General features: G+C 67.6%; 19 protein-coding genes and 1 tRNA gene. 6 read left to right on the top strand and 14 right to left on the bottom strand.

Translation table 11 applies throughout. The annotated features are described in order from the left end of the window. Positions 1-102: 102 nt before the first annotated feature. Genes WKF39_RS11410 through WKF39_RS11390 form a run of 5 tightly spaced genes read right to left on the bottom strand, consistent with a single transcriptional unit; the run spans position 103 to position 2,919 of the window. Positions 103-870: an MBL fold metallo-hydrolase gene (locus WKF39_RS11410; protein WP_340388449.1), complete on the bottom strand. Its 768-nt coding sequence runs from the start codon at positions 868-870 to the stop codon at positions 103-105. Then, positions 867-1,673 carry an NUDIX hydrolase gene (locus tag WKF39_RS11405; RefSeq protein ID WP_340388447.1) on the bottom strand — a complete coding sequence of 269 codons (807 nt, stop codon included), beginning with the start codon at positions 1,671-1,673 and terminating at the stop codon, positions 867-869. Before WKF39_RS11405 ends, WKF39_RS11410 begins: the two co-directional genes overlap by 4 nt. 14 nt (positions 1,674-1,687) lie before the next feature. Continuing rightward, positions 1,688-2,149, bottom strand: a complete 462-nt coding sequence (locus WKF39_RS11400) for a RidA family protein (RefSeq protein ID WP_340388445.1) — start codon at positions 2,147-2,149, stop codon at positions 1,688-1,690. Then, entirely contained in the window at positions 2,146-2,301 is a 156-nt protein-coding gene (locus tag WKF39_RS11395) for a DUF4177 domain-containing protein (protein WP_340388443.1), read from the bottom strand. The genes WKF39_RS11400 and WKF39_RS11395 overlap by 4 nt, the downstream gene beginning before the upstream one ends. Before the next feature lie 51 nt (positions 2,302-2,352). Continuing rightward, a complete protein-coding gene (locus tag WKF39_RS11390) occupies positions 2,353-2,919 on the bottom strand; it encodes a DUF3558 family protein (protein WP_340388441.1) in 567 nt (188 codons plus the stop codon). Positions 2,920-3,026: 107 nt separating this feature from the next. Here WKF39_RS11390 and WKF39_RS11385 point away from each other — a divergent pair, with 107 nt between their 5' ends. Both WKF39_RS11385 and WKF39_RS11380 read left to right on the top strand, forming a co-directional pair. Then, a complete protein-coding gene (locus WKF39_RS11385) occupies positions 3,027-3,986 on the top strand; it encodes an ArsA-related P-loop ATPase (protein ID WP_340388439.1) in 960 nt (319 codons plus the stop codon). 89 nt (positions 3,987-4,075) lie between these two features. Continuing rightward, positions 4,076-5,233 carry an ArsA-related P-loop ATPase gene (locus WKF39_RS11380; protein ID WP_340388568.1) on the top strand — a complete coding sequence of 386 codons (1,158 nt, stop codon included), beginning with the start codon at positions 4,076-4,078 and terminating at the stop codon, positions 5,231-5,233. A 3-nt stretch (positions 5,234-5,236) separates the two neighbouring features. On the opposite strand, the gene WKF39_RS11375 is transcribed toward WKF39_RS11380, so the two are convergent. Continuing rightward, positions 5,237-5,500 (bottom strand): WhiB family transcriptional regulator, encoded by a 264-nt coding sequence (locus tag WKF39_RS11375; RefSeq protein ID WP_340388437.1) that lies wholly within the window; start codon positions 5,498-5,500, stop codon positions 5,237-5,239. Between the two features lie 170 nt (positions 5,501-5,670). On the opposite strand from WKF39_RS11375, the gene WKF39_RS11370 reads away from it, so the two are divergent. Then, positions 5,671-7,887, top strand: coding sequence for a transglycosylase domain-containing protein (locus WKF39_RS11370; protein WP_340388435.1), 2,217 nt, complete (start codon positions 5,671-5,673; stop codon positions 7,885-7,887). A 9-nt stretch (positions 7,888-7,896) separates the two neighbouring features. Here the strand turns inward: WKF39_RS11370 and WKF39_RS11365 are convergent, their stop codons facing one another. Continuing rightward, on the bottom strand, positions 7,897-8,358 hold the full coding sequence (locus WKF39_RS11365) for a GatB/YqeY domain-containing protein (RefSeq protein ID WP_340388434.1): 462 nt from the start codon (positions 8,356-8,358) through the stop codon (positions 7,897-7,899). A gap of 39 nt (positions 8,359-8,397) precedes the next feature. Between WKF39_RS11365 and WKF39_RS11360 the strand changes: the two genes are divergently transcribed. Further along, positions 8,398-9,303 (top strand): metallophosphoesterase, encoded by a 906-nt coding sequence (locus WKF39_RS11360; protein ID WP_340388432.1) that lies wholly within the window; start codon positions 8,398-8,400, stop codon positions 9,301-9,303. A gap of 9 nt (positions 9,304-9,312) precedes the next feature. Further along, a tRNA-Pro gene (locus WKF39_RS11355) sits at positions 9,313-9,389 on the top strand. Between the two features lie 57 nt (positions 9,390-9,446). Here the strand turns inward: WKF39_RS11355 and WKF39_RS11350 are convergent. Further along, positions 9,447-10,616, bottom strand: a complete 1,170-nt coding sequence (locus tag WKF39_RS11350) for an IS481 family transposase (RefSeq protein ID WP_340388430.1) — start codon at positions 10,614-10,616, stop codon at positions 9,447-9,449. A 248-nt stretch (positions 10,617-10,864) separates the two neighbouring features. Here WKF39_RS11350 and WKF39_RS11345 point away from each other — a divergent pair, with 248 nt between their 5' ends. Next, positions 10,865-11,632 carry a hypothetical protein gene (locus WKF39_RS11345; RefSeq protein ID WP_340388428.1) on the top strand — a complete coding sequence of 256 codons (768 nt, stop codon included), beginning with the start codon at positions 10,865-10,867 and terminating at the stop codon, positions 11,630-11,632. A 2-nt stretch (positions 11,633-11,634) separates the two neighbouring features. Here WKF39_RS11345 and WKF39_RS11340 read toward each other — a convergent pair whose 3' ends face one another. The 6 genes from WKF39_RS11340 to WKF39_RS11315 form a co-directional block, all read right to left on the bottom strand. Continuing rightward, on the bottom strand, positions 11,635-12,657 hold the full coding sequence (locus WKF39_RS11340) for an aspartate-semialdehyde dehydrogenase (protein WP_340388426.1): 1,023 nt from the start codon (positions 12,655-12,657) through the stop codon (positions 11,635-11,637). Then, positions 12,654-13,934, bottom strand: coding sequence for an aspartate kinase (locus tag WKF39_RS11335; protein WP_340388424.1), 1,281 nt, complete (start codon positions 13,932-13,934; stop codon positions 12,654-12,656). The genes WKF39_RS11340 and WKF39_RS11335 overlap by 4 nt, the downstream gene beginning before the upstream one ends. Before the next feature lie 55 nt (positions 13,935-13,989). Next, complete coding sequence (locus WKF39_RS11330; protein ID WP_340388422.1) at positions 13,990-14,700, bottom strand: flavodoxin family protein; 711 nt, start codon at positions 14,698-14,700, stop codon at positions 13,990-13,992. 70 nt (positions 14,701-14,770) lie between these two features. Beyond that, on the bottom strand, positions 14,771-15,367 hold the full coding sequence (gene recR, locus WKF39_RS11325) for a recombination mediator RecR (protein WP_340388420.1): 597 nt from the start codon (positions 15,365-15,367) through the stop codon (positions 14,771-14,773). A 77-nt stretch (positions 15,368-15,444) separates the two neighbouring features. Next, positions 15,445-18,054 carry an aminodeoxychorismate synthase component I gene (locus WKF39_RS11320; RefSeq protein WP_340388418.1) on the bottom strand — a complete coding sequence of 870 codons (2,610 nt, stop codon included), beginning with the start codon at positions 18,052-18,054 and terminating at the stop codon, positions 15,445-15,447. Between the two features lie 58 nt (positions 18,055-18,112). Continuing rightward, a complete protein-coding gene (locus WKF39_RS11315) occupies positions 18,113-20,080 on the bottom strand; it encodes a DNA polymerase III subunit gamma and tau (RefSeq protein ID WP_340388416.1) in 1,968 nt (655 codons plus the stop codon). Between the last annotated feature and the right edge of the window lie 98 nt (positions 20,081-20,178).

Genomic DNA, 20,178 nt, shown 5'->3' with positions numbered 1-20,178 from the left:
CGTCAAGGTCGCCTGTGCACCCCCGAGATTCGGCGCCCTTGCAACCGAAATTCGCCGCCACCGGCCGAGAAAGCGTTGCAAAAGCGCCAAATCTTGGGGGTGCTAGCGCTGCAGGTAGTCGAGCTGGGCGGCGACGCTGAGCTCCGCGGCGCCCCAGAGCGACTCGTCGACGTCTTGGTAGACCTCGGCCACGACCGCACGAGGCGTGGTCGCGCCGGCCTCCAGCGCTGCCCGCACCTGGTCGAGCCGCTCGGCCCGATGCTCCAGATAGAAGTCCAGGACCGTGGCGGGCTCATCGATGACCGGGCCGTGCCCGGGCAGGATGCGCGTCACGAGTCCCTCCTCGGCGAGCTCCCGGATGTGCGCGAGCGAGTCAAGATACGGCCCGAGCACCCCGTCGGGATGGGCGATCACCGTCGTGCCGCGGCCCAGGATGGTGTCGCCGCTCACCAACGTGTCGTCGGCGACGAGGCGGAAGCACGTGGAGTCACTCGTATGTCCCGGTGTCGCGATCACCTCGATCTCCAGCCCGTCGACGATGATCGACTCGCCGTCGACCAGCGGCTGGCCGTCTCGGGTGAACTCTGGATCCATCGATCGCGCCGGGGCACCGGTCAGCTCTGCGAATCGGCCAAGCGCCTCGGTGTGGTCGAAGTGCCGGTGGGTGAACAGGATCAGGCCGACCGTCCCGGCCGCCGCCAGAACCGCCTGGAGGTGGGTCTCGTCTGCCGGTCCCGGATCCACCACGACGGCACGCTCGGCGCCAGGCTCTCGGAGGATCCACGTGTTGGTGCCGTCGAGCGTCATGATGCCCGGGTTGGCGGCCAACACGTATGCCGCGCGGTCGGTCACGTTGACGGCTGCGGTCATGTGGGACCTTCCAGATCGGATTCGAGGAACAGCTCGCCGTCGACCTCCACGAGCCGCGGCTCGACAGTGTGGATCGTACGGGCGGCGGCGGCGGTCAGGATCGTGTCGGCCGTGTGCTCGGCCACCTCTTGGCACGTGATGGCTGTCGGCGGCATCATGGCCGCCTCACCGGCCTCGACGGCGGCGAGGACCCGGCGCAGGGGCGCCCAGTCCGCGCGGTCGGCCTCGCGGCTCATCTCACCGACCCGTTGCCCTGCGGGCAGCGCGGCGACGAAGAACCTGGTGTCATAGCGTCGCGGCTCGAAGGCCGGGGTGATCCAGTGCGCCCACGCGCCGATCAGGTCGGCACGCAGGATCAGGCCGTGATCGCGCAGGAAGTCGCCGAAGGCGAGCTCGCCGTCCTCGAGCGCCGCTCGCGCGGCCTGCATGTCGGCGCCGCTGGTGTCGGCCAGCACGGTGGACTCATCCGGCCCGGCCAGCAGGACGCCGGTCTCTTCGAACGTCTCCCGGACGGCGGCCACCACGAGCCCCCGCGCCAACGACTCCTCGCACCGCAGCCGATCTCCCCACTCCGCTGCCGCCGGGCCGGCCCATGGCACGTCCTGCGTGATGTCGTCGGGGTGCATGCCGCCGCCGGGGAAGACATACATGCCGGCCGCGAAGGCCATGCTGGTCTGCCGCCGCATGAGGTAGGCCTCGATGCCCTCGGCCCCGTCGCGCACCACCACGATCGTCGAGGCGTGGCGCGGCTCTGCGACGGCACCGCCGAGGCCGCGTGCGTGTTGGCGCAACGTCTCGGGCACCGGGACTCGCACAGTCAGCCGACCTCGACGATGAGCTCGACCTCGACCGGGGCATCGAGCGGCAGCACGGGAACCCCGACTGCGCTGCGTGCGTGCTGTCCGGCCTCCCCGAACGCGGCACCGAACAGCTCGCTCGCGCCGTTGGCGACGGCCGCCTGACCCGTGAAGTCCGGCGTGCTGGCCACGAACACCGTGGCCTTGACGACGCGCACGACCGAGTCGAGATCCTCGACCTGAGACTTGACCGCAGCGATCGCGTTGAGCGCGCACTGCCGCGCGCAGTCGTATGCCTCTTCAGCCGAGACCTCGCCCCCGACCTTGCCGGTCAACAGGAGCTGCCCGTCGCGCAGCGGGAGCTGCCCGGAGGTGTAGACGTAGGAGCCGGTTCGCACCGCGGGTACGTAGACGGCGACCGGGGGCGGCACCGGGGGGACCTGGAGGCCCAGCCCGGCCAACCGATCATCGACCTCGCTCACGCTATGGGGCGCTTGAAGTAGGCGACGAGGTTCTCCGGATTCATGCCCGGGACGATCTGCACGAGCTCCCAGCCGTCCCGGCCGAAGTTGTCGAGGATCTGCTTGGTCGCGTGCACGAGGACAGGCGCGGTGAGGTACTCCCAGTTCGTCATGGCTCGACTCTATCTGCCCGGAGTCGTCAAGGGTTCAGCGTCAGCCCGGGCCTAAACCTTGGAGCCGACGAGCTTCATGCCGGCGGTCGCCTGCTCCGTGACCTCGTCCTCGCTCGCCTCGCCCAGCTGAGTGATGCCGACCGTGATCAGCTGGCCCCCGGCCTCGATGACACCTTGCGCCTGGAATGCCTCCTTGGCAAAGGACTTGCCCTTGCCCACGACCAGGAAGGAGGTGTCACCCACGCCCGGCACCTCTTGGGGTTCGCCCTCGAGCACGCTCTGGGTGCCTGCCTTGGCGCTCTCGATGCCACCGCCCTGATCGGCGGGCATGCCTTTGGTCACCGAGAAGGTCGCCTTGCGTGGGTCGTCCTCATTCCTCCACGAACAGCCACCCGCGGGATCCTCCTCCTGGATGACCGGATATCCGAGCACCTTCTCCGCCTCCGCCGCGGTGATCACCGAGCACGGATCGAATGACTCCCCAGAATCCGCGTCGTCCTTGGACGACGAGGATGAAGAGTCACTCGTGGACCCCGAGTCCGACTCGTCGCCTCCGCCGCCGCACGCACCGAGGGTGCACACCAGCCCAACAATGAGTGTGACAATGCTTCGACGCATGGGAACTCCTCGGCCAGGGGATCTCAGAATAGGACGCCACGACCCGGCCGCGCAGCGAATTCCGCGGTCCGGGATGCAGGTGTTCAGCGGAGAAGTAGGCTCATCGCGTGGCTCTCTCGACTCAGCTCCATGTCGTCACCGGCAAGGGCGGCACCGGCAAGACGACGGTCGCCGCCGCCCTTGCGATGTCACTGGCCGGCAAGGGCAAGAAGGTCCTGCTGTGCGAGGTCGAAGGGCGGCAGGGCATCGCCCAGCTGTTCGACGTCCCCCCGCTGCCCTACGAGGAGCGCAAGATCGCGGTCGGTCGGGGTGGTGGCGAGGTCTTCGCCCTGGCGATCGACCCGGAGGCAGCCCTGCTGGAATATCTCTCGATGTATTACCGGCTCGGCCGCGCGGGCAAGGCGCTCGACCGTTTCGGCATCATCGACTTCGCCACGACGATAGCGCCGGGCGTACGCGACGTGCTGCTGACCGGCAAGGTCTATGAGGCCGCGAGGCGTCGCGACGACAACGGCTTCACCTATGACGCGGTGATCATGGACGCCCCGCCGACCGGTCGCATCACCCGATTCCTCAACGTCAACTCCGAGGTGGCCGGACTGGCCAAGGTCGGGCCGATCCGCCGCCAGGCCGACTCGATCATGCAGATGATGCGGTCGCCGGAGACGCACGTGCACCTGGTGACGGTGCTCGAGGAGATGCCCGTCCAGGAGACGATCGACGGCATCGCCGAGCTGCAGTCCGCCCGCCTTCCGGTCGGTCAGGTCATCCTCAACCTCGTACGCCCGTCGCTGCTGGCGGTCGGCACGCGCGAGGCCCTCGAGGCCGGGTCGCTCGGGCCGGCCAAGGTCGCCAAGTCGCTCGCCAAGGCCTCGCTCGACGGCGCCGCCGCTTCTGCCCTGATCGCCGGCGGATCGGCGCATCTCGAGCGCCAGCGGCTGCAGGCCGGACAGCGCGAGATCCTCGAGGACTGCGGACGGCCCCTCGTGGAGCTCCCCCTGCTCAGCGATGGCATCGATCTCGGTGCCCTGTTCGATCTCGCCGAACGGCTGGGAGGCCCCGAGTGACCGGCAAGGCGCAGACATCACCCCCGAGCCGCAAAGGCCGCTCATCCCCGCGCGGCGGCCAGAGCGGTCCAGCGGCCGGCCCGCTCGACATCGATCACCTGCTCGGTGACCGGACGACCGAGATCATCGTGTGTTGCGGATCCGGCGGGGTTGGCAAGACCACGACCGCGGCGGCCCTGGCGCTCCGCGCGGCCGAGCAGGGTCGTAAGGTCTGCGTCCTCACGATCGACCCGGCCCGGCGCCTCGCGCAGGCCATGGGACTCACCGAGCTCGACAACACGCCCCGGCCGGTCAAGGACATCGGCGCCGAGGGTGGCTCGCTCGACGCCATGATGCTCGACATGAAACGCACCTTCGACGAGGTTGTCGAGGCGCATGCGACCCCCGAGAAGGCGCAACAGATCCTGGCCAACCCGTTCTATGTCGCGCTGTCGAGCTCGTTCGCGGGCACCCAGGAGTACATGGCCATGGAAAAGCTCGGCCAGCTGCACGCCCAGGCGGGCCAGATCGTCCAGGACTCCGACCTCAAGGGCACGGCCGGGGCCCCCACCGCGAAGGCGTGGGACCTCATCGTCGTCGACACGCCGCCCTCCCGGTCTGCCCTGGACTTCCTCGATGCCCCCGATCGGCTCTCCTCGATGCTGGACGGCCGCTTCATCAAGCTGCTGCTCGCCCCCGCCAAGGGTCCGGCCCGGCTGCTCAGCGCCGGATTCGGCATCGTCACGAGCGCGCTCAACAAGATCCTCGGCGCGCAGGTGCTGACCGACATGCAGACCTTTGTCGCGGCGTTCGACACGCTGTTCGGGGGATTCCGTCAACGGGCCGAGAGCACATACGCCTTGCTGCAGGCCGAGGGGACCGCCTTCATCGTCGTCGCCGCGCCGGAGCCCGCCGCGATGCGCGAAGCGTCCTACTTCGTCGAGCGCCTCGCCGGTGAAGGTATGCCGCTCGCCGGCCTGGTGATCAACCGCGTGCACGAGAACGGTGCAGACGGCATCACGGCCTCCGACGCGGAGTCGGCGACTCGAAAGCTTGGAGACGGGACCGCGACCGACCAGATCACCGCCGATCTGCTGACGATCCACGCCGAGCGCATGCGGGTGGCCGCACGTGAGGCGCGGTTGAAGAGGCGTTTCAGCGCCGCCCACTCAGGCGTTGCCACGGTGTCTGTCGCCGCCCTGGCAGGCGACGTCCACGACCTCGACGGCTTGCGCCAGATCGGCGGACTGCTGGCCGGAGAGGCCTGAGGGTCAGACGGCGACTGAGACGGACAGGATGCTGCGCCACGTCGTGACGTTGGGCCGACGCCGGAGCAGGGCACGACGCTCACGCTCGGTCATACCGCCCCAGACACCCCACTCGATGCGGTTGTCCAGCGCTTCGGACAAGCACTCGGCTCGCACCTGACATGTCCCGCATACCTGCTTCGCGCGGTTCTGCTCGGCACCCTTGACGAAGAGCGCGTCAGACTTTCCGCGACAAGCGGCCTCAGCCGCCCAATTCTCATTCCACATGTTCATGACCTCCCCGAGACCGGCCCGGTGGCCGAAGTTGGTAAACCCCAATCTAGGAAGGCCCCGCGGCAGGCGTCAGAGCGTTCGTGACCATCTTTGACTAGTCCTCATGAACTAGACACATTGTCGCGTCGGAGCGATCCTTACCATCGTCACGTACGCTGAGACGCATGCCTTGGGACGAGATGCGCACATCGCTGCGCCAAGCAGCGCAGCGCGAAAAGCACCACGACGGCCCCCTCTCGATCCTGGGCACGATGGCGCTGCTCTCAGCGATAGCCGGAGTCCTCCTCGCCGCGATCCTGATCCCCGGCACGGCCCTGTTCGCGTCCACGGCGAACAACGTCAGCAACGACCTCGTCGACCTGCCGTTGTCGCTCAACGATCAGCCCAACGCCCAGACGACCCGCCTGTTGGCTTCCAACGGCGACCTCATCGCGTACTTCTACGAGGAGAACCGGCAGGACATCCCGCTGGCCAAGATTGCTCCGGTCATGCAGGACGCACTCCTCTCGATCGAGGATGGCCGCTTCTACGAGCACGGGGCGCTCGACCTCAAGGGCACCCTGCGCGCGCTCGTCAACAACGCGTCCGAAGGTCAGACCCAGGGCGGTTCGTCGATCACGCAGCAGCTGGTCAAGCTGACCCTCGTGTCGCAGGCGACCACCGATGCGCAGGTGCGGGCCGCGACCAAGAAGTCGACATCGCGCAAGATCCGCGAGCTCAAGCTCGCGATCTCCTACGAGCAGACCCACACCAAGAAGGAGATCCTGGAGCGCTATCTCAACCTCGCCTACTTCGGCGACAGCGCCTACGGCATCAGCGCCGCTTCCTACCACTACTTCTCGGTGAGCCCCGCCAAGCTCAACGTGCGTCAGGCCGCCACGCTGGCCGGTCTGGTCAAGAACCCGGTTGAGTTCGACCCCAACGTCTATCCCGAAAAGGCCCTCCAGCGGCGCAACACCGTGCTTGCGGTCATGGCACGTGACGGCAAGATCTCCGAAACGGACGCCGAGCGCCATCAGGCCGCCCCCCTCGCACTCAAGATCACCAAGTTCCCCAACGGGTGTGTCTCGACCGTCGCCGAGTTCTCGTGCGACTACGTGCGTCGCTACCTGCTCAGGCAGAAGGCGCTCGGCGCGACCACCGAGGATCGGCAGCGCGCCCTCGAGCGCGGCGGCCTCACGATCAAGTCCAACGTCGACGTCCGCATGCAGAAGGCGATCAACAAGGCCGTGTCCTCGACCGTGGCGCCCAAGGACAGGGCCATCGGGGCGATGGCACTGCTCGAGCCCGGCACCGGCAAGGTGCGGGGAGTGGCGCAGTCCCGCCCGATGGGCCGCAGCAAGAAGAAGGGGCAGTCCTTCATCGACTTCACGGTCCCCAGGATCTACGGCGACTCCGGCGGCTTCCCGGCCGGATCGACCTTCAAGATGTTCACCGTCGCGGCCGCCCTCAAGCAGGGCATCGACGTGAGCCAGAGCTTCAGGTCGCCGGCGAAGATCACGATGCCGGCCGGGTCCTACTTCGACTGCGAGGGTGGCGGGACGGCCTCGTGGAGTCCCTCCAACTCCACGTCCAGCGGCACGATGAACATGTACACCGGGCTGCGTTTGTCCGTGAACACCTACTTCGCCCAGCTTGAGAAGAAGGCTGGCCTGTGCAACACCGTTCGTGCCGCCGAGTCGATGGGGATCAACGTCCCGTTCGACCCGGCCAAGGGCATCACCAACCAGGTTCCGTCATTCACGCTCGGCGTCACCAACGTCAGCCCACTCGACATGGCCGCTGCCTACGCGGTGCCGGCATCGGGCGGGATGTATTGCAAGCCCCGTCCGGTGTCCTCGATCGCCGACACCAATGGCAAGACGATCAAGAAGTTCGGTCCGGCATGCGAACGCGTCATGTCCGAGGATGATGCGGCGCAGATCAACGACATCCTCAAGGGACTCCAGCAGCCCGGCGGCTTCGGATTCAACAACGGCACCGGACTCAACATCCCCTCAGCGGCCAAGACCGGGACGGCCCAGGACAACCAGGCGGTCTGGTACGCCGGCTACACCCCCAAGCTCACGGCGATGTCGATGATCGCCGGCGTCAAGAAGAACGGCAGCCCCAAGACACTCGCCGATGTGACGATCAACGGTCGGCCGCTCAACTTTGCCGCGGTCGGCGGCAGCTCGCTCGCCGGACCCATGTGGAAGAAGGCCATGGGAGTCATCCAGGAGTTCTTGCCGTCCGTGCCGTTCGACCCACCGCCCAAGGGCCAACCGTCCGCCCGGGATCAGCAGAACAACACTGATCCTAGATTTGACCCCCGCAACGGTGGCGGTGGCGGCAACGGCGGCGGTGGCGGCAACGGCGGCGATCGGGACGACGACCGCTAGGAGCGACAGCTAGGCGCCGAGCTGCCGCTTGACCTCGGCGGCAACCGCCCCACCGTCTGCTTTGCCCTTGACCTGGGGGGCGAGGACTCCCATGACCTTGCCCATGGCTCGCATCCCCTCGCCGGCGGCGCCGGTCGACTCGACCGCCTGTGTGACGACCGCCCTGATCTCTTCTGCGGTGAGCTGGGTCGGCAGGTAGTCGGCGAGGATCGCCGCCTCTGCCTTCTCCTTCTCGGCGAGCTCGGGACGATTGCCCTCGGCGAATGCCTCGGCGGCTTCCCGGCGCTTCTTGGCCTCCGAGCCGAGCACCGTGATGACATCCTCGTCACTCAGCTCCCGGACCTCCTTGCCCGCGACCTCGGCGTTGGTGATCGCAGTGAGCACCATGCGCAGTGTCGAGGTGCGCAGCGCGTCGCGCGCCTTCATGGAAGCGGTGAGATCTGCGTGGAGCTGGTCCTTGAGGGCTGACATGCCTCCAGTGTCCCATCCTCCGTATGACAGGCTGGGGCCGTGCGCTCCTTGCTATGGCCGGTCGCGGCCGCTGCGGCCGGGTTGGCTTACGCCTCCGTCTACGAAGTCCGTGCGTTCACGTTGCGCAAGGTGACGGTGCCCGTGCTCGCCGCCGGCTCGGAGCCGCTGCGGGTCCTGCATCTGTCGGACACCCACATGACCCCGGGCCAGCTCAAGAAGCAACAGTGGCTCCGTGGGCTCGCCGACCTGCAGCCCGACCTGGTCATCAACACCGGCGACAATCTCGCCCACCTCGATGCCGTGCCCTCGGTCCTGGCCGCCTATGGCGATCTGCTCGACCTCCCGGGCGCCTTCGTCTTCGGGTCCAACGACTACTACTCCCCTGTCGCCAAGAATCCGGTCAACTACCTCCGCGGCGGCACCGGTGGCAACTGGCGGCGGGAGAAGGATCTCCCGTTCAACGAGCTGAGGCACGCGTTCGAGCAGCGTGGATGGACCGACCTCACCAACCGCCACGCCTCCTTCGTCGTGCAGGGTCGCCGGCTGGCATTCGTCGGTGTCGACGACCCACACCTCAATTTCGACGTCCTCGACGAGATCCCCGCCGACCCCGATGCGGACCTCGCGATCGGCGTGGCGCACGCGCCCTATCTCCGAGTGCTCGATCGATGGAACGCATTGGGCTATCCGCTGATCATGGCCGGGCACACACACGGCGGACAGCTCCGCATACCGTTCTACGGCGCGATCGTGACCAACTGCGATCTCGATCGGGCGAGGGCGCGGGGCCTGCACCACCACCAAGTTGCCGGGCAAGATCCGTCCTGGCTCCACGTGTCCGCCGGGCTCGGCACCTCGCCCTACACGCCCGTACGTTTTGCCTGCCGCCCCGAGGCGGCGCTGCTCACCCTGACTGGGATAGACTCATCCGGTTCCCGCATCTAGGGGAGCACTCGGGCTGTGGCGCAGCTTGGTAGCGCGCGTCGTTCGGGACGACGAGGCCGCAGGTTCAAATCCTGTCAGCCCGACCATGTGATGTCGCAAGAGATAGGCAAGTCCCGAACCTGCGGAAGCGGGTTCGGGACTTGCTATTTGCGCGGTTGGTAGTCGCGTTCTGGGTCGATGGTCAGCTCGCGGAGCAGTTCGCCGGTGACGGCATTGATGATCCTCACTTCGAGGTCCTGAACGAGCAGGATGATGTGGGTTCGGGCGTGGGTTCGGCCGACGCCGATGTGGTGGAGTTTGCCGTTGACCCGCAGGGTCACGGCGCCTGTTTTGTCGATGCGGTCGTGACGGATCCGGTCATGGGTTTCGCGGTCTCGGCTGTCGCCTGGCAGAGCTTTCGGCATGGTGTCGAACAGGGCCGCTGGGGTTGCTTGGTGCGGCAATGAGCGATGAGGTCGGCGGTGGTTGTATTCGTCGACGAACGCGTCGAGCAGAGTCTGCAGTTGCTCGATTGTTTCCGGGCGGAAACTTTGCGCGCGGAGCCACTTCTTGAGTGTCTGCTGGAATCTCTCGACTTTGCCCTGGGTCGTGGGGTGGTTGGGTCGGCCGTTCTTCTGGACCACGTGCAGTCGTCTGAGTTCGTGCTCGAAGGCATTGCGGCCGCCTTGGCGTCCGAGGCCGGCGAGTCTGACGGTGAACACCATCCCGTTGTCGGTCAGCGTTGAGGCTGGAATTCCGGCGGTTTTGACAGCTGCTCGGAACTTGGCCAGCACGATCGGTGTGGTGACCCTTCGGTGGGCGGTGACGCTAATGGCGTAGCGGGTGCAGTCGTCGAGCCAGCTCAGGATCTCAACATCGACGCCGTCGATGAGGCGGTAGTGGGTGAAGTCTGATTGCCAGGTCTCGTTGGGCATCGCGGCTTGGAAGCGGACGTAGGAGGACTTGGGGCGCTTCTTCGGCTCAGGGACCACGAGGCCGGCTTTGGTCAGGTGTCGGCTGATCGTGGCGGCCGAGACTGTGATGTTGTGGTGATGTGTGAGGTGCCACTTGATGGTGTCGGGGCCGGCGTCCAGACCTGCCGCGGAGAGGTCTTGTCGCAGTCTGACGATCAGTTCGACAGTCGTCGCTGGTGTCGCGGCTGGCGCCGTCTTGGGTCGTCTCGAGCGGGGCTCGAACGCGGCCTCGCCGTCGACCCGGTAGCGGGCCATGAGGCGTGAGACCCAGGCCTCAGACAGTCCATAGGTGCGGGCGGCTTGGGCTTGCGACAGGCCTTGGACGGTGATCGCGGTGATGACGAGGCGGGCTTTGGACACCTCCGAAAGGGTGGCCGGGAGTCTTGCCTATGTCTTGAGAGATCTCTTGCCTATGTCCTGAACCAGCACACTGTCAGCCCGACCATGTGATGTCTCAAGACACCCGGACCTGTGAGAGCAGATCCGAGTGTTTTCATTCCCCTCCCGCCGCGAGTGACCCGTTCGAGGCGACAGGTCGGTCGGCGCATCACCGGCGTCAGTCCCAGCGACGGGGGGCGCGGCGACACCCCCTGTGGAACACTTGGCGCATGGTCGACGAGCAGCAGCCCGCCAAGAAGGTGGTCAAGCGCGTCGTCAAGAAGACCGTCACGCGGCCTGCCTCAGCGCCGGCTGCCCAGAACGTCCGCTACGGCCGGGCCGTCTCGACGACCGCGATCAAGCCGCAGGCCAAGGCTGCAGCCCGCCTGACCAGCAGGCCGGTCCCCAAACCGGCAAACAAGTCCGCTGGCACGGCCACCAAGAGCCGGCCCCCGGTCGGCGCCAAGGTCGGCGCGGCCGGCAAGGCATTGTCATCCCGAGGAGCAGGGGTCGCTTCGAGGACGGCCGGCATCGCCGGCACGGCCGGACGGGCCACCGGTACGTTTGCGGCCGACCGATTCCACGCCGCTCGCGCATGGCGCGTTCCGCACCTCGACCCGCGCTTGGCATCGGTCATCACCGGCCTCGTCGTCGGCCTGGTCTCCGTCGGGCTGGGACTGGTCGCCCTCGAGATCTTCAGCGAGGTGCGCGGAGTGGCGAGCGGAGGCGGGCGTTGGGGCACGCTGACCTTCGTCCTCGTCGCGTTCATCGCGATGGTCCTCGGAGACCTGCTCCTGTCGGCCTTCGGGGTGGCCCAGGCCGGTCTGATCAGCTTCCTCGGCGTGATCCTGGCGATTGTCGCGATCCTGGCGCTGTTCCTCGATCTCGCCGCCACCCAGTGGGCGCTCGCGCTCGTGCCCGCAGTCGGCGCGCTGACCTACCTCGTCGCGCAGTGGCTCATGACACTCGCCGAGAGCAGCCCCGCCTCCCTGGAGTAGGGCTAGAGGAGCAGCTCGGCGATCTGGATCGTGTTGAGGGCAGCACCCTTGCGCAGGTTGTCGCCGCTGACGAACAGCACGAGTCCGCGGCAGTCGCCGACGCCCTGGTCCTGACGAATGCGGCCGACCAGACTCGGGTCGGTGCCAGCTGCCTGCAGCGGTGTCGGTACGTCGACGAGCCTGACACCCTCCGCGCGAGCCAGGATCTCGGTGGCGCGCTCAGGAGTGATCGGCCGGTCGAACTCGGCGTTGATCGACAGCGAGTGGCCGGTGAACACCGGCACGCGTACGCAGGTTCCCGAGACCCGAAGGTCAGGGAGATGGAGAATCTTGCGGCTCTCGTTGCGGAGCTTCTGCTCTTCGTCGGTCTCGAAGGACCCGTCGTCGACGATCGCCCCGGCCATCGGCAGGACGTTGAAGGCGATCGGTGCGACGTAGATCGCCGGGGCCGGATAGGTCACGGCTGAGCCGTCGTAGGCCAGCTCGTTGGCCTTGTCGACGACCGAGAGCGCCTGGCCGTGCAGCTCCTGCACACCGGCGATGCCGGAGCCGGAGACGGCCTGATAGCTGCTCACCACCAGGCGGGCGAGCCCGGCCTCGTCATGCAATGGCTTGAGGACCGGCATCGCGGCCATCGTGGTGCAGTTGGGGTTGGCGATGATGCGACGAGTCGCCTTGGCGATGTCCTCGGGGTTGACCTCGCTGACGATCAGCGGGATCTCGGGATCCTTGCGAAACGCCGACGAGTTGTCGATGACCATCGCGCCGGCCTCGGCGAACCGCGGCACCTGGACCCGGGACGTCGAGGCGCCGGCGGAGAACAAGGCGATGTCGATGCCCGAGAGGTCTGCGGTCTCGGCATCCTCGATGACGATCTCGTCGCCCTTCCACGGCAGCGTCTTGCCGGCCGAGCGCGCGGATGCGAAGAAGCGCACCTGGTCGGCCGGAAAGTTGCGCTCCTCGAGGATGCTGCGCATGGCGACGCCGACCTGGCCGGTCGCGCCGACGATGGCGAGGGTCGTCATCGGCCGGTACCTCCGTAGACGACAGCCTCGACCTCGTCGGTGCCGAGGTCGAAGGCGGCGTGGGCGGCGTTGACCGCAGCATCGACCTGGTTCTCGGTCACGACGACGGAGATGCGGATCTCCGAGGTCGAGATCATCTCGATGTTGACCCCGGCGTCGGCGAGCGCGCGGAAGAAGCGAGCCGTGATGCCCGGCGACGACCGCATACCGGCGCCCACGATCGAGACCTTGCCGACGCTGTCGTCGTACTGCAGCCGCTCGAACCCGACGGTGTCCTTGAGCCTGGCCAGGGCGGTCATGGCGGTCTGGCCGTCAGCGCGCGGAAGGGTGAACGAGATGTCGGTCAGCGCCGTGGCAGCCGCCGAGACATTCTGCACCACCATGTCGATGTTGATCTGCGCGTCGGCCAGAGCCTGGAGGATCGTCGCCGCCTCGCCGACCTTGTCGGGGACCCCGACGACGGTGATCTTGGACTCGCTGCGATCGTGCGCGACGCCGGAGATGATTGCTTGTTCCATGGGGAGCCCCTCTTGGATGACATCCTCGGTCTTGACGACCCAGGTGCCGGTCTTGTCGGAGAACGACGAACGTACGTGTATCGGCATGTCGTTGCGGCGGGCATACTCGACGCAGCGCAGGTGCAGGATCTTGGCGCCGTTGGCCGCCATCTCGAGCATCTCCTCGTAGGAGATGCGCGGTATCTGCCGGGCGTTGGACACGATGCGCGGGTCAGCGGTGAAGATGCCGTCGACGTCGGTGTAGATCTCGCACACCTCGGCGTGCAACGCGGCAGCGAGCGCCACCGCCGTGGTGTCCGAGCCTCCGCGGCCAAGAGTCGTGATGTCCTTGGTGGTCTGCGAGACACCCTGGAAGCCCGCGACGATCGCGACGGCCCCCTCGGCGAGGGCGGCCTCGATGCGACCCGGGGTGACGTCGATGATCTTGGCTCGGCCGTGCTCGGAGTCGGTGATGACACCGGCCTGCGAGCCGGTGAACGAGCGCGCCTCCTGGCCGAGAGTGCCGATCGCCATCGCGAGCACCGCCATGCTGATCCGTTCGCCAGCGGTCAGGAGCATGTCGAGCTCACGACCCGGCGGCAACGGTGCGACCTGGTTGGCCAGATCGATGAGCTCATCGGTCGTGTCGCCCATGGCCGAGACCACGACGACGACGTCGTGACCGGCCTTCTTGGTCGCGACGATGCGTTGGGCGACCCTCTTGATGCTGGTTGCGTCGGCAACCGAGGAGCCGCCGTACTTCTGGACGACAATGCCCACGATTGTTCCTTGGAGCTGGAGAACGTACGGATGCGCGACGCTGCGCGCGACAAGTCTACCGATACTCCGGATTCGCTCCATACTCGTGCACGCCGGAGTCCCACACGGTCCTCTGGTTGCCGTATGCAGGTATGCCGCCGGCTCCCTTGAGGAGCTTCGCCACGTGCAGCAGGTTGTAGGTCAGGAAGGTCGTGTTGCGGTTGGTGAAGTCGTTCTCGGGACCGCCCGAACCGTCATCCAGATAGGACGGACCGGGACCTGCCTCGCCGATCCAGCCGGCGTCGGCCTGCGGCGGGATGGTGAACCCCACGTGCTGGAGGCTGTAGAGCACGTTCATGGCGCAGTGCTTGATGCCGTCCTCGTTTCCCGTGATGAGGCAACCGCCGACCTTGCCGTAGAACGCGTACTGGCCGGCATCGTTCAGGATGCTCGAGGCGGAGTAGAGCCGCTCGATGACCTGCTTCATGATGCTGCTGTTGTCACCGAGCCAGATCGGTCCGGCAAGCACCAGGATCTCGGCGCCCATGACCTGCTCGAGGATCGCGGGCCATTCGTCGACCTGCCAACCGTGCTCGGTCATGTCCGGCCAGACACCCGTCGCGATCTCACGGTCGATCGCGCGGATCTCGGTGACCTCAACGCCGTGACGGCGCATGATGTCGGCGCTCTTGGTCACCAGGCCGTCGGTGTTGCTCGGCTCGGGAGACCGCTTGAGGGTGGCATTGATGAAGACGGCACGAAGATCGCTGAAATCCGGATCAGTCATGTGGTGAGTCTGGTCGGGCGGACGACATGCCACAACAGGTGGAGGGCAGACGTCAGACGTTGGTCACGGGTCAGCCGATCGTGGTGCGACCCTCGAACGCACGGCCGAGAGTCAGCTCGTCGGCATACTCGAGGTCGCCGCCCACGGGCAGGCCGCTCGCGAGCTTGCTGACCCGCAAGCCGAGCGGCGTCAACATCCGGATGAGGTAGGTCGCGGTCGCTTCGCCTTCGAGGTTGGGGTCCGTCGCGATGATGACCTCGGTCACGACGCCGTCCTGCAGGCGGCGGAGCAGCTCCTTGATGCGCAGCTGGTCCGGCCCGATGCCGGCAATCGGCGAGATCGCACCGCCGAGCACGTGATAGCGGCCGCGGAACTCACGGGTGCGCTCGATCGCCACGACGTCCTTGGACTCCTCGACGACACAGATCACGCTGAGGTCACGGCGCGGATCGGCGCAGACCCGGCACTCCGTGTCGACCGTGACATTGCCGCAGATCGAGCAGAAGTGGACCTTGGCCTTGACCTCGAGGAGCGTGGCAGCGAAGCGGCGTACGTCCTCGGGGTCGGCGTCGAGCAGGTGGAACGCGATGCGTTGCGCACTCTTGGGACCGATGCCGGGCAGTTGCCCGAGCTCATCGATCAGATCCTGGATCACGCCGTCATACATAGGGGCTCAGCGTATGCCGTCCGCACCCGGCGGGCCTCGCCGACTCGCTGCCGGGCACGCTCGGACGGGCGGCCAGATCAACGGACGAGGAAGGACTGGAGCATGTCGTGACCTCGGGCGGTCAAGATCGACTCCGGGTGCATCTGCACACCCTCGACCGGGTGGGTGCGGTGGCGCACGCCCATGACGATGCCCGACGCAGTGTGCGCGGTTGCCTCGAGGTCGACGGGCAGGGTTGCGGGGTCGATCACGAGAGAGTGATAGCGGGCGCAGACCAGCGGCGTGGGCAGCCCGGCATAGACACCCCGGCCGTCGTGGTGGATCAGCGACGGCTTGCCATGCACGATCTCGGGGGCTCGCACGATCGTGGCGCCGTAGGCCTGGCCGATCGCCTGGTGACCCAGACACACGCCCAGCGTCGGCGTAGAGGGACCCAGATGACGGATCGCCTCGATGCTGATCCCCGCATCAGCCGGGGTGCCCGGTCCCGGCGAGACGACGAGATGCGTGAAGTCGCCTCGTTGCCTCGCCGCGACCAGCTCGTCGACGGTCACGGCGTCGTTGCGTACGACGTCAGCCTGCGCGCCGAGCTCGCCGACGTACTGGACGAGGTTGTAGACGAACGAGTCGTAGTTGTCGATGAACATCACCCTGGCCTGCGTGGGCGGTGACGTGGCGTCCACGACGGGAGGCATGGTGGACGCGGACCCACCGCCCCCGAGGCTCGAGTCGCGCCAGAAGCGCCGGAGCTCATCGCGGAGCCAGCTCGTCGTACGCCCGACGGTCCAGCCGCCGACACCTTCGCATGACACCACAGGCACCACGCCGCGCAGGGAGTTGGTCACAAAGACCTCGGTCGCCGCGGACAGGTCGCTGACTGTGAGACGGCGCTGGAACACCGGCACCGCTGCGTCGCGCAGGATCTCGATGACCCGGGCGCGCGCGGTGCCGGGCAGGATGCGGCCGTCGATCGGAGGCGTGTGGACCCCGTCGTCGTGCACCACGAAGATGCTGGCACGTGCGGTCTCCAGGAGCGATCCGTCCTCGGCGAACAGCACCAGGTCACGATCGGGGCCGCCCTTGAAGGACAGCGCTCGGCGGTCGCCCCACTTGTGCTGCCCGAAGCCGCCCTCGATCGTGCGAGGTGTCAGGGCCCAGGTGTCGGCATCATCGTCAATGATCCGGCTAGCCATCGTGACCCGGACTCCGCTGTCGTCCGGCACGGCGTCGATGCGCAGTCGCTGGCGTCCTCGCATCCCCGCTGCGCGGCGGATCACGGCATCGTCGAGACCTGCCCGGATCGTGGTGCCGTAGACCGCGCGCACGCTGGCGTCGAGCCGCGCGAGGTGGGCCTCGAGATCGGCGACCCGTCCGTCGTCGACGAGCAGGGTGTCATAGATGCCGACCGACTCGTCGACCGTGGGGATCTGCTGGGGCACACCCGGCATCCGCGGCTCGTCGACCTCCGGCGTCCTCGCGGTGAGCTCCAGGATCCCGCCGATCGCCTCGATCAGAGGGCGCGCCTTGACCAGGCACTCGGCATATTCACCATCTGGCGTCGAGTCCGCGACAATCCCGCCGCCGACCCCCAGCCACACGCGGTCGCGGGCGAACTCGAACGTGCGGATCGCGACGTTGAGCTCCATCCCGGCCGTCGGGCTCACATGGCCGATCGCGCCGGTGTAGGCCTCGCGTCCGGTCACCTCGAGAACGTTGATGATCTCCATCGCGCGGACTTTGGGCGCGCCGGTCACCGACCCCGGCGGGAAGGTCGCCCGCAGCAGCTCCGAGTCACTCACACCGTGAGCCACATGCCCGACCACGTCCGACACGAGATGCCACACCGCGTGCCGCTCGGCCCGGGTGATGGCCGGCACTCGCACGGAACCGGGCACGCTGACCCGCCCCAGGTCGTTGCGCATCAGGTCGACGATCATGATGTTCTCCGCGCGGTTCTTGGCCGACGCCACCAGCTCTTCGGGATCGGTGTCCAGCGGGGCCGTGCCCTTGATCGGCGAGCTCAGAACCTCATCGCCGGTGCGGCGCAGGAACAGCTCGGGGGACAGGCTCGCCAGAGCACCCTCGGGGCTCGACACGAATCCCGCGTATGCCGGGCGCAATCGCTCGACCCCTGCGCAGAACACGTCCAGCGGGTCGCCGCCGAACGATGCCTCGAGCCGTGTGCACAGATTGGCCTGGAAGATGTCGCCGGCCGCGATGTGCTCCAGCACCTGCGCGAGCGCAGCTCGATGCCGGTCCGGCGTCGGGGTCATCTCGAACGCGCCCACCTCGTATGCCTGCGGGTCGGCCGGCGGGCCGGCGAGGATCGCCACGATGCCGGCATCGCGCTCGGCATCAGGGTTCAGCGACTCGAGCCACCACGTGCCATCGGTCCGGCGGAGGACATGGTCGTAGAACGCGATGCGGTGATCGGGCTGCGGGATCGGGCGGTGCGGGGCCGCCGGGATCTGCTCGATCAGTCGGCCGAGCTGATACCCCCATGCGCCGATCCAGCCGCCACCGAACCCATCGACCAGGGGATCCAGGCGCCCCCCCGGCCCGATCGAGTCATCGATGCCGGTGAACGGGTCGCCTTCCAGGACCTCGACCGGGTCGAAAGCGATAAGCGCCTCGCCATGGTGCCAAGCGCCGAGCAGCGCCACGAGTCGGTCGCGGCCCCGAAACAAGCGGAGGACGTCGAGCGGGTCGAGATCAAGGTCCAGACGCGTTCGGGCGACGCCGTGATCAGTCCGTGCGGGTCTCGTCAATGACTTCGGCCGCCAGCTCCCGGCTCAGCAACAGCTCGGGATCGATGATCTCGCTGTCGACCACGGGGTCGTCGCGGTTGGCCGAGACATCTGGGTGCTCACGCGTCTGCGGCGTGACCGGGTCACGCAGCGCCTCGCGCACCGAGTCGGGTGCGCCGACACCCTTGCGGGCCTCGGCGGAGGCCGGGCTGGGGTCGACCGAAGCCGGTTCATCGACTCCTGACGACGTCGCGGGGCGGGCGCCGGGATCGACGATGGCCTCGATCCGCCAGGTGACGCCGAGCACGGCGTGCAGCGCCTGCTGGACATAGTCCTCGGACCGACTGCTGATGAATGAGTCCCGGGCTCCGGAGTTGACCAACGCGATCGTCAGGGTCGATCCGTCCAGGCCCGTCACCGTGGCGTTCTGGCTGAGCATGACCCAGGCGAACCGGCGCAGGTCGCGGATCTTGTCGAGGATCTCGGGCCACAACCGGCGAACGTCGGCGATCGTGAGGGCTCCCGCCGCAGGTCCTGCCGTGGTCGCCGGCTCGGGCTCAGGTTCGGGTTGCGGCACCTCGGCGGGCTGCTGGATCGGCTCGGGTCGCGGAGTCTCGGTCTCGACGACCGGCTCGGGCTCGGCCACGGGTGCAGGAGCCTCAGCGACCGGAGGGGCCTGCGGTGCGGGCGACACCTCTGCAGGTGGAGCAGCCGGGGCTGCGGCCACGACACCAGGGGGCGCAGATGGCGGTGCTGCAGCGGGCGCTGGGACCGCGGCGACCGGAGGAGCGCCGCCGTCCATCGACAGCCTCCGCTCGACCCGGTCGAGTCTGGCCTGGAACCCCTGGGTCGAGTTGTCGGATCCGGGCACGAGGATTCGCGCGCACATCAGCTCGAGCAGCAGGCGAGGTGCGGTGGCGCCGCGGAACTCCATCAGCGCGTCGTTGACGATGTCGGCGGCCCGGGTCAGCTCGGACGGGCCAAAGCCGCTTGCCTGGCTGAGCAGCCGCTCCGCACGGTCGCCGGGCACATCGAGCAGGCCCTTCGAGAGCGCGTCGGGCACCGCCGCGACGATCACCAGGTCGCGCAATCTCTGCAGGAAGTCCTCTGCGAACCGGCGCGGATCCTGGCCTGACTCGATGACCTTGTCGACCACGCCGAAGACCGTCGAGCCGTCACTCGCAGCGAAGGCGTCGATCGCCTCATCGAGCAACGAGTCGGGCGTGTAGCCGAGCAGCTGGACCGCGAGGTCATAGGTCACGCCGTCGGGTCCGGCACCACCCAGCAGCTGGTCGAGGACACTGAGCGTGTCTCGGACAGATCCTTGACCAGCGCGAACGACGAGCGGCAGGGCGTTGGGCTCGAGCGTGACGTGCTCGGCCGTGCACAGCTGCATCAGGTGCTCAGCGAGCGTCTTGGGCGGCACGAGCCGGAACGGGTAGTGGTGGGTGCGCGAACGGATCGTGCCGATGACCTTGTCGGGCTCGGTCGTGGCGAAGATGAACTTGAGATGAGGCGGCGGCTCCTCGACGAGCTTGAGCAGGGCGTTGAAGCCCTGCGGGGAGACCATGTGCGCCTCGTCGATGATGTAGACCTTGTAGCGGCTGCTGACCGGCGCGAAGAACGCCCGCTCACGCAGGTCGCGGGCGTCATCGACACCACCATGACTGGCCGCGTCGATCTCGATGACGTCGATGCTGCCCGGCCCGCCACGGGCGAGGTCGCGACAGCTCTGGCACTCGCCGCACGGATCAGCGACCGGCGCCTTCTCGCAGTTGAGAGTGCGGGCCAGGATGCGGGCGCTCGTGGTCTTGCCGCAGCCTCGCGGACCCGAGAACAGATAGGCATGGTTGACCCGGTTGGCGGCCAGTGCGTGGCGCAACGGCTCGGTCACATGGTCCTGCCCGATCACCTCGGCAAACGTCTCCGGCCGGTAGCGGCGGTAAAGGGCGAGGGGGGCATCCACGACCTGAACTCTATAGACCCGGTCCGACGCTGACGAGGCCGTCGGCCCAGGCCCGTTTCCAGAGCCGGTCCGCCTTGGTCCGGGAGCGGGATCCGATC

The sequence above is a fragment of the Aeromicrobium sp. genome (genome assembly GCF_037719875.1).
GTDB lineage: Bacteria > Actinomycetota > Actinomycetes > Propionibacteriales > Nocardioidaceae > Aeromicrobium.
The sequence above is the reverse complement of the archived record's forward strand: the minus strand, read 5'-3'. Positions and strand labels throughout refer to the sequence as shown.